The organism is Methylobacterium sp. C33D, from assembly GCF_053345825.1.
On sequence record NZ_JBKFAV010000009.1, the window covers coordinates 40116 to 54620 of the forward strand.

Sequence of the window (14505 nt, forward strand, 5' to 3'; positions counted from 1 at the left end):
ATCCGCCGGGCGTGTCACCCGTCGCCGGCGTGCGGCGGCGCACGGCGCGCCGTCAGGCGCGCGACGATCCGCGCCACCTCGGCCTCGGCGGCGGGAAACCCCCGGCCCGTGTCGATCACGAAATCCGCCCGGGCGCGCTTCTCGGCGTCGGGCATCTGCTTGGCGAGGATCGCCGCGAAGGCCGCCTCGGTCATGCCGGGGCGGGCGAGCACCCGCTCGCGCTGGATCTCGGGCGGGGCGCTCACCACCGCGACCGCGTCGCAGCGGCCCTCGCCGCCGGTCTCGTAGAGGAGCGGGACGTCGAGGACGACCAGCGCCGCCGCCGCGTGCCGCGCCAGGAAGTCCGCGCTGGCCGCCCGGACCAGGGGATGCACGATGGCCTCCAGCGCCGCCATCCGGTCCGGCGCGTCGAGCACCGCGGCGCGCAGCCGCGCCCGGTCGACGCCGCCGTCGTCGTCGAGCGCGCCGGGAAAGGCCGCGCCGATCGCCGCGGCGGCCGCGCCGCCCGGCCCGTACAGGGCGTGGACGGCGGCGTCGGCGTCGTGGACCGGGACGCCGCGGTCGGCGAACATCCGGGCCGTGGCCGACTTGCCCATGCCGATCGAGCCGGTGAGCCCGAGGATGACGGGTCCGGAGCCGGCCTTCGGGGTCATCCGGCGAGGTCCGCCACGATCCGGTCGCGCAGCTCCGGGGTGACGGCGGGGCGCGGGCCGAACCACGCCGCGAAGCCCGGCACCGCCTGGTGCAGCAGCATGCCGAGCCCGTCCACGGCGGCGAGCCCCCGCCGGCGCGCCGCCGCTAGGAGCTCCGTCTCCAGAGGCGCGTAGACGATGTCGGCCACGGCCGCGTCCGCCGGCAGGGGCGACAGGTCGACGGCGAGGGGCGGCTGGCCCTTCATGCCCAGGGACGTGGTGTTGACGAGGAGCCCGGTCCCGGGGAGCGCCGCCGGCAGGTCGTCCCAGGCGAGCGCCGCGCCGACCCCCGGCGCGAGGGCGGCCACCGCCTCGGCCCGGGCCGCGGTGCGGTTGGCGACCCAGACGCGCCGCAGGCCGCGCTCGGCGAGCCCGACCACGATCGCCCGCGCCGCGCCGCCGGCGCCGAGCACCAGGGCGGTGCCGCCCGCCCGGTCCGGCCAGGCCGCGCCCAGGCTGTGGTCGAGATGGGCGCAGAAGCCCGGCGCGTCGGTGTTGTCGCCGCGGATCCGCCCGTCCGGCCCGACCACCAGGGTGTTGACCGCCCCGATCTTCTCCGCCCGCGCCGTCAGGGTCTCGGCGAGCGCGCAGGCCGCCTCCTTGTGGGGGAGCGTGACGTTACCGCCCCGGAACCCCGAATCCGGCAGGGCCCGGACGAAGTCCGGGAACGCCGCCGGCGGCACGTCGAGCCGCTCGTAGGAGCCCGGGATCCCGTGCACGGCGAGCCAGTGGCCGTGGATCAGCGGCGAGCGCGAGTGGGCGATCGGGTGGCCGACCACGAAGGCGCGGGGCTGGGCGCCGCTCACGCCGCGCAATCCTGCGCGAGGCGGCAGGCCGGGCCGCCGGCCTCCTCGACCTGGAGGGTGGCGTGGCCGATGCCGAACCGGGCGCGCAGGCCCTCGGCGGTCTCGGTGAGGAAGCCGTTGCCGGGCAGGCGGTGGGCCTGATGGCCCTCCTGCATCACGAGATGGACCGTCAGGGCGACGCTGGTGGTGCTCATGGACCAGATATGCAGGTCGTGGAGGCCGGCGACGCCCGGCCGCTCGAGGAGGAAGCCGGTCACCGCGTCCGGGGAGATCTCCGGCGGCACGGCGTCGAGCGACATGGCCACGCTGTCGCGCAGCAGGCCCCAGGTCGCCCAGACCACCAGGGCGGCGATGACGAGGCTGACCGCCGGGTCGAGCCAGGCGAGGCCGGTGAGCTGGATCACGAGGCCCGCCACCACGACCCCGGCCGAGACGGCGGCGTCGGCCGCCATGTGGAGGAACGCCCCGCGGACGTTGATGTCGCCCTTGGCGCCGCTGGCGAAGAGCCACGCGGTCAGGCCGTTGACCAGGATCCCCACCGCGGCCACCACCATCACGGTCGTGCCCGCGACGGGCTCCGGGTGGACCAGCCGGACCAGCGCCTCCCAGATCACCGCCCCCATGGCGATCAGCAGGAACACCGCGTTGAACAGGGCGGCCAGGATCGAGGAGCCGCGGTAGCCGTAGGTGAAGCGCGCGCTGGCGCGGCGGCGCACCAGGATCGCGGCGATCCAGGCGGCCGCGAGGCCCAGCACGTCCGAGAGGTTGTGGCCGGCATCGGCCACCAGCGACATGGAGTTGCTGAGATAGCCGTAGGCCGCCTCGATCACCACGAAGGCGGTGTTGAGCACGATGCCGATGGCGAAGGCCGTGCCGAAATCCTTCGGCGCGTGCGCGTGGCCGCCGAGACCGCCATGAGAGTGGCCACCATGAGAGTGGCCGCCGTGGGAGTGGCCGCCGTGGCCGCCGTGCGCATGGTCGTGTGCCGCCAAGGCGGTACTCCCTCAGAAAGCCAGAAGCCCGGCGGCGCGCAGCCGCGCGAGGAGCGGGAGAAGCGGCAGGCCCAGCACGGTGCTGTGATCGCCCGCGACCGATTCGAACAGGTGAATCCCCGGCCCTTCGAGCTGGTAGCCGCCGACGCTCGCCCGCACGCGCTCCGCGCCGGCGCAGTCCACATAGGCCGCGATCGCCCGGTCATCGAGGGGGCGCAGGGTCAGCCGGGCGGTCTCCACGAAGGCGTCCTCGACCGCCCCGGCCAGGACCACGGCGGCGTGCAGGGCGTGGGTGCGGCCGGCGAGTCGGGCGAGCTGCGCCCGGGCCGAAGCGCCGTCGGTCGGCTTGTGGAACACGGTGCCGCCGAGGTCGAGCACCTGATCGGCGCCGAGGACCACCCGCCCGGGATGGCGCGCCGCCACCGACTCGGCCTTGGCCCGGGCGAGGTGCAGGGCGAGATCGGGCGGGGACAGGCCGGCGCTCGCCCCCTCCAGGGCGCGCTCGTCGACGTCCGGGGCGGCGGTCTCGACCGGCAGGGCGGCGCTCTCCAGGAGGAGGCGCCGCGTCGGGCTGGTCGAGGCGAGGAGGAGCGGATCCGGACCGGTCCAGGGCGAGCGGGGCATCGCGCCAGTGTCACGGATCCGGGGATCGGTGCAAGCGGGGAGCCGGGCTGCGACGAGCCCCGCCGCCGGGATGGACCGGCCGGCGGGGCTGTCGCGGCGCCGATACGCTACCTGGCGCCCGAAGGTGACCTTGGCAGAGGCCGGTTAGGGGACGGTCAACGGCCCGATCGGGCCGGAATCGCGTTTCGTGCCGCCGCGGGACAGGCGTCGCGGCGGGCGCACCCGCGCGCGCAGCGACGTGACCCGGGGCAGAGCGCGCCCCGGATCGCTCCGCGCCGCTCGCCACGCGGGCGGTGATGCCCGCGACCGGCGGCGACCTCAGGTGTTCATCGAGTCGAAGAAGTCGCCGTTGCTCTTGGTCTGGCGCAGCTTGTCGAGCAGGAACTCGATCGCGTCGGTGACGCCCATCGGGTTGAGGATGCGGCGCAGCACGTAGGTCTTCTTGAGCGAATCCGGCGGGACCAGCAGCTCCTCCTTGCGGGTGCCCGAGCGGGTGATGTCGATCGCCGGGAAGATGCGCTTGTCGGAGACCTTGCGGTCCAGGATGATCTCGGAATTGCCGGTGCCCTTGAACTCCTCGAAGATCACCTCGTCCATGCGCGAGCCGGTGTCGATCAGCGCGGTGGCGATGATCGAGAGCGAGCCGCCCTCCTCGATGTTGCGGGCGGCGCCGAAGAAACGCTTGGGCCGCTGCAGGGCGTTGGCGTCGACACCGCCAGTCAGCACCTTGCCGGAGGACGGCACCACGGTGTTGTAGGCGCGGCCGAGGCGGGTGATCGAATCCAAGAGGATCACCACGTCGCGCCCGTGCTCCACGAGGCGCTTGGCCTTCTCGATCACCATCTCGGCGACCTGCACGTGGCGGGTGGCCGGCTCGTCGAAGGTCGAGGCGATGACCTCGCCCTTCACCGAGCGCTGCATGTCGGTGACCTCCTCGGGCCGCTCGTCGATGAGCAGCACGATCAGGTAGCACTCGGGATGGTTCAGGGTGATCGACTGCGCGATGTTCTGCATCAGCACGGTCTTACCCGTGCGCGGCGGCGCCACGATCAGGGCGCGCTGGCCCTTGCCGATCGGCGCCACGATGTCGATGATCCGCGGCGAGAAATCCTTTTTGGTCGGGTTGTCCAGCTCGAGCTTGAACCGCTTCGTCGGGAAGAGCGGCGTCAGGTTGTCGAAATGGACCTTGTGCTTGATCTTCTCCGGGTTCTCGAAGTTGATCGTGTTGACCTTCAGGAGCGCGAAGTAGCGCTCGCCGTCCTTGGGGCCGCGGATCGGGCCCTCGACGGTGTCGCCGGTCCGCAGGCCGAAGCGGCGGATCTGGGTCGGCGAGATGTAGATGTCGTCCGGGCCGGGCAGGTAGTTCGAGTCGGAGGAGCGCAGGAAGCCGAAGCCGTCCTGCAGCACCTCGACGGTGCCCGAGCCGATGATCTCGACCTCCTTGGCAGCGAGCTGCTTCAGGATGGCGAACATCAGCTCCTGCTTGCGCATGGTCGAGGCGTTCTCGACCTCGACCTCCTCGGCGAAGGCCGTCAGGTCGGTCGGCGTCTTCGACTTGAGGTCCTGGAGCTTGACCTCGCGAACGCCCTCGAGGGCGGCCGGCATGGTGGGGCGATCGGCGGACACATCGGCCGGCTCCGCGGTCTCGATGTCGTCGGCGAGGGCGTCGGGATTTGGCGTCATGGGGGTATCTTGCGACCGACGGAGGTGGTGGGAGGGCCGGTTCAGTGCCAGGTGCCCGGGGGACGGGCGCCGGAGAGCGGGCCGCGCTGCGGCGAGGGGCCCGGGGTCAGGTTGGCGAAACCGATGAGGCAGGACCCTCGCGGCTCACGGGCGCGCTGCGGCGCAGACCTTGTGATGAGGGCCCGACACAGATAACGCCTTTTTCGCCCGCACTCAAGGGCCCGGGCTGGTCGACGGAGGCGTCAGCGGCCCGGGGGCGGCCCGGGGGCGGCCCGGAGGACCGGTGGGGCGACCGGCGGGGGGTCCGCGGGCCTCGCCGCAGCGCCGCGCCGGCGCTACACAGTCAGCGTCGCGCCAGGCGCGGGGCCGTGTTTCGGAACCGGGCCGGTGCGCGGCCGTTCCCTGTCCCGGTGCTGCAGCGCAGCAGACCGTCGAATCGAGAGTTCCCCCGGACCGCCATGCGCGACGACGCCACCGGACGCACCCTCACCACGCACGAGCCGCGCCGGATTCCCTGGCTCGAGATCGTCTTCGGCTTCGGCCCGATGCTGCCGATCGCCGTCGGCGCCGCCGTGGCGTGGTGGCTGAACGGCAAGCCCCTCGACTACCTCGTGGCGCTGTTCACCCTGCTCTACGCCGCCTCGATCCTGCTGTTCCTGGCCGGCGTGCGCCGTGGCGTCAGCTTCCGGACCGAGGGCGGACCGCAGGTGTCGCAGATCGTCACCATGCTGGTCCTCTACGGCCTCGGGCTGGGCAGCCTGTTCGCGGCGGTGATGGGCAAGGCGGTGCCGGCGCTCGCGATGCTGATCCTCGGCTACGCGGCGATCGGGATCCTCGACCCGATCGCCGCGCGCGCCGGCGAGGTGCCACTGTCGCATGCCCGCCTGCGCCCGCTGCAGATGCCGATCGCCGTGGTGAGTCTCGCGGCCCTGCTCTGGCTGAAGCTGACCGCGCCGTACTGAGGTCTCTGGTCTGGGTGAACCGCGCCCCGTGCCGGACCGGGTTCCGCTCCGGTCGATGCGCCCTCTCCGTCATCGCGAGCGCAGCGACGTGACCCAGGGCGGCGCGACCTCGACAAGCGCGGCGCTGCCTGGACTGCTTCGCTCCGCTCGCGAGGACGACAACGCCGGATGGTCGGGCGGCCAGAGCGCCCGCGAACCGAATTCCCCTTTCGCCCGGCATGCTCTAGAGCCCGGCCGCAGGATCTCCGCCCGCCGGAGACGATCGAAGATTCGATGCGGGACCCAGGACTCGGGTCCGCGAGAAGCGAATGCACCCATGTCCAAGCCCGACACACCGCCCGTCACCCCGAAGGCCGAGAAGGCCGAGACCCTGAAGCCCCGCCTGCCGCGCGGCTTCGTCGACCGGCGCGCCGGCGAGATCGCCGCGCAGGGCCGGATGCTGGAGACGATCCGCAAGAGCTTCGAACTCTACGGGTTCGAGGCCCTGGAGACGCCGTTCGTCGAGTATACCGAGGCCCTGGGCAAGTTCCTGCCCGACCTCGACCGTCCGAACGCCGGCGTGTTCTCGTTCCAGGACGACGACGAGGCGTGGCTGTCGCTCCGCTACGACCTGACGGCGCCGCTGGCCCGGTTCGTGGCCGAGAACTACGACGGGCTGCCCAAGCCCTACCGGAGCTACCGGGCCGGCTACGTGTTCCGCAACGAGAAGCCGGGACCGGGCCGCTTCCGCCAGTTCATGCAGTTCGACGCCGACATCGTCGGGGCCGGCAGCGTCGCGGCCGATGCCGAGACCTGCATGCTGATGGCCGACACGCTGAACCGCCTCGGGCTCGGCGGCCGGTACGTGGTCAAGGTCAACAACCGGAAGGTGCTCGACGGCGTCATGGAGGCGATCGGGCTCGCCGGTCCCGACAAGGCCGGCCAGCGCCTCACCGTGCTGCGGGCGATCGACAAGCTCGACCGGCTGGGCGTCGACGGGGTGCGCGACCTCCTCGGCGGCGGCCGCAAGGACGAGAGCGGCGACTTCACCAAGGGCGCGGGCCTCGACGCGACGGCGATCGGCCGGATCCTCGCCTACGTGTCGTTCCAGGCCGATGCCGGCGACGGCGCCGACAAGGTGGCGTTCTGGGAGAAGTTCTTCGCCGGCTGGCACGAGGCGGTCGGCGACTCCGAGACCGGCCGGGAGGGCATCGCCGAGCTGCACGCGATCATGCGCCTCTGCGCCGCCGCCGGCTACGGGCACGACGTGATCCGGGCCGATCCGAGCGTGGTGCGCGGCCTCGAGTACTATACCGGCCCGGTCTACGAGGCCGAGCTGACTTTCCCGGTCACCAACGAGGACGGCCAGACCGTGCGCTTCGGCTCGGTGGCGGGCGGCGGGCGCTACGACGGCCTCGTCGGGCGGTTCCGGGCCGAGCCGGTCCCGGCGACCGGCTTCTCGATCGGTGTCTCGCGGCTGTTCTCGGCCCTGCAGCTCGTGAACAGCCCCCTGATCGCCGGCGCCGAGGCGCCCGGGCCGGTGGTGGTGCTGGTCCTCGACCGGGAGAACATGGCCGACTACCAGCGGCTCGTCGCGCTCCTGCGCGCCGACGGCATCCGCGCCGAGCTCTACCTCGGCGCCGCCGGCATGAAGGCGCAGATGAAGTACGCCGACCGGCGCCGCGCCCCGGTGGCCGTCATCCAGGGCTCGAACGAGCGCCTGGCCGGCGAGGTCCAGATCAAGGACCTGATCGAGGGTGCCCGGGCGGCCGAGTCCATCGCCAGCAACGCCGAGTGGAAGGCCGCGCGACCCGCGCAGGTCTCGTGTCCCGAGGCCGACCTGGTGGCGCAGGTCCGCGCCGTGCTGGCCCGGCATTTTCCGTCAACGGAGATCTGAGACACTCGCGCATCGAACCGTAAGTCGAACCGCACGTCGAACGCAGAGGCTCCGGCGGCGTTGTCGTCGGTCGGTGCCGCGGAGATGTCGGGATGCGCGCGAAGATCCTCGTCCTGTCCGTCGGCCTGATCTGCGCCGGCGCGGGACCCGTCTGGGCCGCCCGGCCGGTCCTCGGCCGGCTGCCCAGCGCCGTCGCGCAGGCCACGCCCGGGACCGGCAGCGCGCCGATCCTGAGCGCCGGGATCGCGGGGGCGCCCGCCCTGACCGCGCTCGCCCGCCGCAAGCCGGCCCGGCGCCCGCGCGGCGCGCGCCTCGGCAGCCTCCGGCCGCTCTGAGCCGCTCTGAGCCGGTCCGGTCACCGGCGCCGGAGCGGAATCCGGCCGCGGCGCGGGGTCTGCGCAGTCCTGCGCGGTGCGCCGGCCCCACGCTTCCCGGGTGCGTGTCGCCAAGTCCGGTCGCGGTTGCTACAGAGCGCCCGCGAGGTGGATTGCCCCGCGAGGTGGATCGCGATGACACGACCGGAGGCGGGCGAGACGGGGGCGGGGGACGCGGCGCGCGCGCGGCTCTCCGCGCATCTGGCGGCGGCGGGCTACCGGCCGGTGACGCCGCCGGTGCTGCAGCCGCTGGAGCCGTTCCTCGAACTGTCGGGCGAGGACATCCGCCGGCGGATCTTCGTCACCCAGGACGCGGGCGGCGCCGAGCTGTGCCTGCGGCCGGAATTCACCATCCCGGTCTGCCGCCTGCACCGGGCGGAGGCCGACGGGCGGGCGGCCGATTACAGCTATTGCGGCCCGGTCTTCCGGCTCGCCGCCGACGAGCCCGACGAGTTCTTCCAGGCCGGCATCGAGTCGATCGGGCGCACCGACACGCCGGCGGCCGACGCCGAGGTGCTGGGCCTCGCCCTGGAGGGCCTCGCGCTGTTCGGCCGGACCGACCCGGCGGTGCGCCTCGGCGACATGGGCCTGACCGTGGCGCTCCTCGACGGGCTCGCGGTCCCGCCCGCCGCCAAGCGCCGGACGCTCCGGGCGCTGGCAGCCGGGCGCTCGCTCGACGCCGTGACCAACGGCGCCGAGGGCACGCGCCCCGAGGATCCCCATGCCGGCCTGCTGGCGGCGATCCAGGGCCAGGACCCGCGCGGCGTGCGCGCCTTCGTGGAGGACGTGCTGGCGATCGCCGGGATCTCCGCGGTGGGCGGCCGCAGCGCCGGGGAGATCGCCGAGCGCTTCCTCGCCAAGGCCGCCGCGCAGGCCCATGGCGGGGCCGGGCTCAACGCCGAGAACCGCGCGCTCCTCGACCGCTACCGGGCGATCGCCGGCCATCCGGACGCCGCCGCCCGCGACCTGCGGGCGCTCGTCGCCGACGCGGGCATCCGGCACGACGCCCTCGCGGCCGCCCTCGACCTGTTCGAGGAGCGCACCGGCTTCATCGCGGCCCGCGGCCTGCCGATCGAGCGCTTCCGCTTCCAGGGCGGCTTCGCCCGCAACCTCGACTACTACACCGGCTTCATCTTCGAGGTGACCGAGCGGGACGGCCCGACCCTGGTGGGCGGCGGCCGCTACGACGGCCTGCTCGGCCATCTCGGCAGCCCGGCGCCGCTGCCCGCGGTGGGCTGCACCTTCTGGATCGAGCGCGTGGCGGGAGCCGGCCGATGAGTGCTCCGGACGCGACCCCCATGCCGCTGATCCTCGCCGTCCCGTCCAAGGGCCGCCTGCAGGAGAATGCCAGCGCGTTCTTCGGCCGGGCCGGGCTGAAGCTCGCTCAAGGAGCGGGCGCCCGCGACTACCGGGGCAAGCTCCTGGGCGTGCCCGACGTCGAGGTGCGCTACCTCTCGGCCTCCGAGATCGCCGCGCAGCTCGCCTCGGGCGCCGCCCATCTCGGCGTCACCGGCGAGGACCTGATCCGCGAGACCCTGCCGGACGTGCGCGGCCAGGTCGAGCTGCTGACCCCGCTCGGCTTCGGCAACGCCACCGTGGTGGTGGCCGTACCCCAGGCCTGGATCGACGTGCGCGACATGTCCGACCTCGACGAGGTCGCGGCCGGCATGCGGACCCGCCACGGCCGGCGCCTGCGGGTCGCCACCAAGTACGTGAACCTGACCCGCCGGTTCTTCGCCGAGAAGGGCGTCGCCGACTACCGGATCGTCGAGAGCCTGGGCGCCACCGAGGGGGCGCCGGCGGCGGGCTCGGCCGAGATCGTGGTCGACATCACCACAACGGGGGCGACGCTCTCGGCCAACGCCCTGAAGGTGCTGGACGACGGCATCATCCTGCGCTCGGAGGCGAACCTCGTCGCCTCGCTGAAGGCGCCCTGGGGCGCGGGCCAGCGGGCCGCGCTCCGCACGGTGCTGGGCCGCATCGCCGCCGAGGAGCGCGCCCGGACCACCCGGGAGGTGCGCGCCGCCCTGCCGGAGAGCGGCACGATCGACCTCGCCACCCTGGCGGGCCTGCACGAGGCCGAATTGCCCTACGGCGCGCCGCGGGGAGCCGACGGCGAGATCGTCCTGCGCTGCCGGGAGGCCGCGGTGTTCGACCTCGCCGGCGCCCTGGTCGAGGCCGGCGCGCGGGCCGTCACGGTGCGGCGGGTCGACTACGCCTTCGCGGCCGAGAACCCGCTGGCGGAGCGGCTCCTGGCGCGGCTCTGAGACCGCCGCGCGATGGAGCCGAGATGGAGCTGAAATGGCTCGAGGACTTCCTGAGCCTCGCGCGCACCGGCAGCTTCTCGCGCTCGGCGGTCGAGCGCCACGTCACCCAGCCGGCCTTCGGCCGCCGCATCCGGGCGCTCGAGGGCTGGCTCGGGGTCGCGCTGGTCGACCGCAGCACCTACCCGACCGCCCTGACGCCGGAGGGCCGGCTGTTCCTGGAGACCGCCGAGGAGACCGTGCGGCGGCTCCACGGCAGCCGCGACGCGCTCCGGGCCCGGATCCGGCCGCCGCCGCGGACCGTGTCGGTGGCGGCGCTCCACACCCTGGCGCTGACCGTCTTCCCGCGCTGGTTCCGGGACGTCGAGGCCCGCACCGGGCCCCTCGGCAGCCGGCTGCTGCCCGATGATTTCCACGCCTGCACGCAGGCGCTGGCCGAGGGCGGCTACGACCTGCTGCTGACCTACCACCATCCCCTCGTGCCGATACCCCTCGACCCGGCGGCCTTCCCGCACCTCGTCATCGGCCGGGACAGCCTCGTGCCGGTGCAGCGGCCCGGGCCGGCCGCGGACCGGCCCGGGCTCGGCTATCCCCGGGACTCGTTCCTGGGCCGGGTCGCGGCGCTGGCCGGCGACGTGGCGGAAGCCGCCCATGTCAACGAGAACGCCATGGCGGAGGCCCTGAAGTTCATGGTCCTCGCGGGCCACGGCCGCGCGTGGCTGCCCGAGAGCCTCGTCGCCCGCGAGCTCGCCGACGGCAGCCTCGTGGCGGCCGGGCCGGGCACGCCGCTGGAGATCCGGCTCTACCGCAGGGCCGGCCGCGGCGGCGCGGTCGGGGCGGTCTGGGCCGCGGCCGCCGCCCTGGCGGCCGAACCCTAGGCGCCGCCGCGCGCCCGGTGCCGGATCGGCATGGCCGGTGCCGACACGGCATTGGATTCCCGCGCCGCCGCGGCCCATCAGGGCGGCCGCGACGGTCGGAGGCGGCGATGCTCGGCATACTCGGCGGGATGGGCCCGATGGCCACGGTGGACTTCCTGGCCAAGCTCGTGCGGGCGACGCCCGCGGGGCGCGACCAGGACCACATCCCGACCCTGGTCTGCTCGGCCGTCGACATCCCCGACCGCGCCGCCGCGATCCTGGGTGCCGGCCCGGACCCGCTGCCGGCGCTCCGCGCCGCCCTGGCGCGGCTCGAGGCCGGCGGCGCCACCCGGATCGCGATCCCCTGCAACACCGCCCATCACTGGCACGCGGCGCTGCAGGCCGGGACCGCCCTGCCGATCCTCCACATCGTCGACGCGGTGGCCGAGACCCTGGCCGAGACCCTGGCCGAGACCCCGGCGCGGACCGGGAGCGGCGGCCGGATCGGCCTGCTGGCCACCGACGGCACCCTGCGGTCCGGGCTGTACCCGGAGCGGCTGGCGCGGCACGGGCTCGCGTGCCGCGCGCCCGATGCGGCGGGTCAGGCCGCGGTGACGTCGGCGATCCGGCTGGTGAAGGCGCACCGGGTGGCCGAGGCGACGCCGCTCCTGGAGGCGCAGGTCCGGGCGCTGGCGGAGGCCGGCTGCGACCGGGTGGTGATGGCCTGCACGGAGATCCCGCTCGCGCTCGCCGGGAGCGACCCGTCGGGCCTGCTGGTGGACGCCACGGAGGCGCTGGCGCGCGCCTGCGTGGCCGCGTGCCGGCCGGAATACGCCGCGCAGGCGGCGCTGCCGCGCGCGGCCTGACCGCGGGCGAGAGCCGGAACCCGCGCGGGCACCCTCACGGGCCCTGCTTGGCGAACTCCGCCAGGACCCCGCGCAGCACCTTGAGACGGGCGTCGTAGGCGGCCGTCAGGCAGCCGACGTCGCCGCCGCAGGCCCGACGCTCCGTCAGCCACGCCTCCTGGTCGTCGCGCAGCTTGGCCTGGCCGCCCATCGGCAGCACGCTCTTCAGGATCTCGAACCGGGTCGCCATCTCGACGTCCCGGTCGTTGAGGGGGAGATGCGCGCAGATCGCCTTCTCGTCGGCGGCCTCGGCCCTGTCGCACGGGAAGCTCGCGGCCCGGGCGGGGGACGCGGTGATCGCGCCGGCGGCCAGGACGGCCAGGACGGCCAGGACGGCCGGCGCGAGGGCGCGGATGAGGGGCTTCGACATGGCCTCCCAACGGGCCGGCCGCGGAAAGGCTCCGACCGGCATCGCGGGATCAGAGGCCCGGCTTGACGATCGCCAGGATGACGATGCCGATCATCAGCAGCGTCGGCACCTCGTTGAGCACCCGGTAGAACTTGTGCCCGCGGGTGTTCCGGTCGGCGGCGAAATCCTTGACCATCCGGGCGAGCCAGCCATGGATGCCCGACATCGCCAGCACCAGCACGAACTTCGCCTGCAGCCAGACGCTCGCGTAGAAGCCGCTCATCCAGGCGAGCGCCAGCCCGAACACCCAGGTGGCGATCATGGCCGGGTTCATGATCGCCTTGAGCAGCCGGCGCTCCATCACCTTGAAGGTCGCGGACTGCGCCTCCGCGCCGGGCGGCAGGCTCGCGTGGTAGACGAACAGCCGGGGCAGGTAGAGCATCCCGGCCATCCAGGCGATCAGGCTGATGACGTGGAGGGCCTTGATCCAGTCGTACAGCACGGCTCAGCCCTGGCCGCGCAGCCGCGCGAGCATCCGCTCGACATGGGCCACCGGCGTCTGCGGCGTGATGCCGTGGCCGAGGTTGAAGATGTGCGGCAGGCCGGCGGTCGCCGCCAGCACCGCGTCCACGGCGGCGTCGAGGGCCGCGCCGCCCGCGATCAGCGTGTCGGGATGCAGGTTGCCCTGCGTCACCGTCGCGGCCGGCACCGTCTGCCGCAGGGCCTTCAGGTCCACGCCCCAGTCGACGCCGACGGCGTCGGCGCCGGTCTCCGGCACCACCCGGGCATGGCCGTCGAGGCCCGAGCCGCGGGCGAACACGATGATCTTCGCCCCCGGCACCCGGGCGCGGACGCCCGCCACCATCCGGGCGATCGGCCGCAGCGACCAGCGGGTGAGGGCATCGGCCGCCGGTTCACGCGCCGCAAGCGCGGCCGGCAGGGCGCTCGCGGCGACGTCGCCGACGGGCTCGACCGTGCCGTCCGAGGCCGGAACGGCGGAGGGCACGGCGCGCGGCAGGGTGCCGGCGTGGGACTCGAAGATCTGCACGGCGTCGGCACCGGCCTCGAGCTGGCGCACGAGGTACTCGGTCTGCACCGCGACGAGGCGGTCGATCAGCGTGTCGACCAGGGCCGTGTCGCCCTCGGCCAGCGCCCGCGCGGGGGCGAGGTCCGGCGTGCCGCGGCCACCGATCATGTAGCTCGCCACCGTCCAGGGGGCGCCGCAGAAACCGAGGAGCGTGGTCTCGCCCGGCAGCTCGGCCCGCAGCCGCGTCACCGTCTCGAAGACCGGCGCGAGGTGGGTCATGATCGCCGGGTCGCCGGCCTCGCGCAGGCGCGCGAACGCGTCCCGACCGTCGAGCGGGTCGAGGCGGGGCCCCTCGCCCTCCACGAAGCGCACGTCCTGCCCGAGCGCGTGGGGGACGACGAGGATGTCGGAGAACAGGATCGCCGCGTCGAAGCCGAAGCGCCGGATCGGCTGGAGCGTCACCTCGACGGCGAAGTCCGGGCTGTAGCAGAGGTCGAGGAACGAGCCGGCCTCGGCCCGGGTCGCCCGGTATTCCGGCAGGTAGCGGCCGGCCTGGCGCATCATCCAGGCGGGGGGCGGCCCGATCGCCTCGCCCTCGAGGACGCGCAGCACCTTGCGCTCGGACGGCGTCCCGGACGTCTCCCGCTCGGGCCCGCGCTCCGTCCCCGTCATGGTCGCTCCCATCCCGTATCCCTCACCCCGCATGCCCGTCGGCGGGCGTCCTGTCGAGTCGAGGCGCGCCGATCCCCACACAGGCCCCTTCGAAAAGATAAGAGAGACTCTTGGAGTCTGTTTTTTCTCTTGGGGGGCCGAATCTCGGGGGCACAAAAGCGTCCACAGGCGGTCCCCGCCGCCGCGCCGTTAACGGGGCTTTAAAGGATTTCCTCCAACTTGCGAGAACCGGATGGTCCGACAGCGCCTTGGCAACGCCGAGTCGTGTGCGGGCGCCGGATTCGCGGCCGATTCGTCCAGAGAGTCGGATTCGGCGCGTCCCGATCATCTGCCTGTGAACGGCGGAGTCGACAGCGCGCACCGGGATCGCCCTGGACCGGCCCGGCGGGGCATCCTATCCACACTCATCGACTCCCTCGGCG

Annotated in this window: 15 protein-coding genes; 7 read left to right on the forward strand and 8 right to left on the reverse strand. The window is 74.0% G+C overall.

Going from position 1 to position 14505, the window contains the following annotated elements; genetic code table 11:
• Positions 1–14 precede the first annotated feature (14 nt).
• From coaE to rho, 5 genes are all read right to left on the reverse strand, one after another.
• Positions 15–653, reverse strand: coding sequence for a dephospho-CoA kinase (gene coaE / locus ACLBXO_RS08950; protein WP_447685158.1), 639 nt, complete (start codon positions 651–653; stop codon positions 15–17).
• Entirely contained in the window at positions 650–1498 is an 849-nt protein-coding gene (locus ACLBXO_RS08955) for a shikimate dehydrogenase (protein WP_447685159.1), read from the reverse strand. Before ACLBXO_RS08955 ends, coaE begins: the two co-directional genes overlap by 4 nt.
• The gene (locus ACLBXO_RS08960) at positions 1495–2490 is read right to left on the reverse strand and encodes a cation diffusion facilitator family transporter (protein WP_447685160.1); all 996 of its coding nucleotides are present in this window, start codon (positions 2488–2490) and stop codon (positions 1495–1497) included. The genes ACLBXO_RS08955 and ACLBXO_RS08960 overlap by 4 nt, the downstream gene beginning before the upstream one ends.
• Before the next feature lie 12 nt (positions 2491–2502).
• Positions 2503–3114 carry a Maf family protein gene (locus tag ACLBXO_RS08965; protein WP_447685161.1) on the reverse strand — a complete coding sequence of 204 codons (612 nt, stop codon included), beginning with the start codon at positions 3112–3114 and terminating at the stop codon, positions 2503–2505.
• A gap of 318 nt (positions 3115–3432) precedes the next feature.
• Positions 3433–4797: a transcription termination factor Rho gene (rho, locus tag ACLBXO_RS08970; protein WP_419539366.1), complete on the reverse strand. Its 1365-nt coding sequence runs from the start codon at positions 4795–4797 to the stop codon at positions 3433–3435.
• Between the two features lie 458 nt (positions 4798–5255).
• Between rho and ACLBXO_RS08975 the strand changes: the two genes are divergently transcribed.
• The 7 genes from ACLBXO_RS08975 (at position 5256) to ACLBXO_RS09005 (ending at position 11996) form a co-directional block, all read left to right on the forward strand.
• Positions 5256–5759, forward strand: coding sequence for a DUF3429 domain-containing protein (locus tag ACLBXO_RS08975; RefSeq protein ID WP_091978948.1), 504 nt, complete (start codon positions 5256–5258; stop codon positions 5757–5759).
• 316 nt (positions 5760–6075) lie between these two features.
• Positions 6076–7635 carry a histidine--tRNA ligase gene (gene hisS, locus ACLBXO_RS08980; RefSeq protein ID WP_331316144.1) on the forward strand — a complete coding sequence of 520 codons (1560 nt, stop codon included), beginning with the start codon at positions 6076–6078 and terminating at the stop codon, positions 7633–7635.
• A gap of 92 nt (positions 7636–7727) precedes the next feature.
• A complete protein-coding gene (locus ACLBXO_RS08985; protein ID WP_447685162.1) occupies positions 7728–7970 on the forward strand; it encodes a hypothetical protein in 243 nt (80 codons plus the stop codon).
• A 174-nt stretch (positions 7971–8144) separates the two neighbouring features.
• The gene (locus ACLBXO_RS08990; RefSeq protein WP_447685163.1) at positions 8145–9287 is read left to right on the forward strand and encodes an ATP phosphoribosyltransferase regulatory subunit; all 1143 of its coding nucleotides are present in this window, start codon (positions 8145–8147) and stop codon (positions 9285–9287) included.
• A complete protein-coding gene (hisG, locus tag ACLBXO_RS08995) occupies positions 9284–10276 on the forward strand; it encodes an ATP phosphoribosyltransferase (protein ID WP_447685164.1) in 993 nt (330 codons plus the stop codon). Before ACLBXO_RS08990 ends, hisG begins: the two co-directional genes overlap by 4 nt.
• A gap of 23 nt (positions 10277–10299) precedes the next feature.
• The gene (locus tag ACLBXO_RS09000; protein WP_447685165.1) at positions 10300–11151 is read left to right on the forward strand and encodes a LysR family transcriptional regulator; all 852 of its coding nucleotides are present in this window, start codon (positions 10300–10302) and stop codon (positions 11149–11151) included.
• Positions 11152–11258: 107 nt separating this feature from the next.
• On the forward strand, positions 11259–11996 hold the full coding sequence (locus tag ACLBXO_RS09005; RefSeq protein WP_447685166.1) for an aspartate/glutamate racemase family protein: 738 nt from the start codon (positions 11259–11261) through the stop codon (positions 11994–11996).
• A gap of 34 nt (positions 11997–12030) precedes the next feature.
• On the opposite strand, the gene ACLBXO_RS09010 is transcribed toward ACLBXO_RS09005, so the two are convergent.
• From ACLBXO_RS09010 to ACLBXO_RS09020, 3 genes are read right to left on the reverse strand one after another with little or no spacing between them, the layout of a single operon-like run.
• Positions 12031–12405: a lysozyme inhibitor LprI family protein gene (locus ACLBXO_RS09010; RefSeq protein WP_447685167.1), complete on the reverse strand. Its 375-nt coding sequence runs from the start codon at positions 12403–12405 to the stop codon at positions 12031–12033.
• Positions 12406–12454: 49 nt separating this feature from the next.
• Positions 12455–12886: a protoporphyrinogen oxidase HemJ gene (gene hemJ, locus ACLBXO_RS09015; protein WP_447685168.1), complete on the reverse strand. Its 432-nt coding sequence runs from the start codon at positions 12884–12886 to the stop codon at positions 12455–12457.
• A 3-nt stretch (positions 12887–12889) separates the two neighbouring features.
• Positions 12890–14083, reverse strand: coding sequence for a uroporphyrinogen decarboxylase (locus ACLBXO_RS09020; protein ID WP_447685169.1), 1194 nt, complete (start codon positions 14081–14083; stop codon positions 12890–12892).
• Between the last annotated feature and the right edge of the window lie 422 nt (positions 14084–14505).

Coding starts and splice junctions, on each gene's coding strand:
- coaE (WP_447685158.1), bottom strand. CDS start 653: ATGACCCCGAAGGCCGGCTCCGGACCCGTCATCCTCGGGCTCACCGGC.
- ACLBXO_RS08965 (WP_447685161.1), bottom strand. CDS start 3,114: ATGCCCCGCTCGCCCTGGACCGGTCCGGATCCGCTCCTCCTCGCCTCG.
- rho (WP_419539366.1), bottom strand. CDS start 4,797: ATGACGCCAAATCCCGACGCCCTCGCCGACGACATCGAGACCGCGGAG.
- ACLBXO_RS08975 (WP_091978948.1), top strand. CDS start 5,256: ATGCGCGACGACGCCACCGGACGCACCCTCACCACGCACGAGCCGCGC.
- hisS (WP_331316144.1), top strand. CDS start 6,076: ATGTCCAAGCCCGACACACCGCCCGTCACCCCGAAGGCCGAGAAGGCC.
- ACLBXO_RS08985 (WP_447685162.1), top strand. CDS start 7,728: ATGCGCGCGAAGATCCTCGTCCTGTCCGTCGGCCTGATCTGCGCCGGC.
- ACLBXO_RS08990 (WP_447685163.1), top strand. CDS start 8,145: ATGACACGACCGGAGGCGGGCGAGACGGGGGCGGGGGACGCGGCGCGC.
- hisG (WP_447685164.1), top strand. CDS start 9,284: ATGAGTGCTCCGGACGCGACCCCCATGCCGCTGATCCTCGCCGTCCCG.
- ACLBXO_RS09000 (WP_447685165.1), top strand. CDS start 10,300: ATGGAGCTGAAATGGCTCGAGGACTTCCTGAGCCTCGCGCGCACCGGC.
- ACLBXO_RS09005 (WP_447685166.1), top strand. CDS start 11,259: ATGCTCGGCATACTCGGCGGGATGGGCCCGATGGCCACGGTGGACTTC.
- ACLBXO_RS09010 (WP_447685167.1), bottom strand. CDS start 12,405: ATGTCGAAGCCCCTCATCCGCGCCCTCGCGCCGGCCGTCCTGGCCGTC.
- ACLBXO_RS09020 (WP_447685169.1), bottom strand. CDS start 14,083: ATGACGGGGACGGAGCGCGGGCCCGAGCGGGAGACGTCCGGGACGCCG.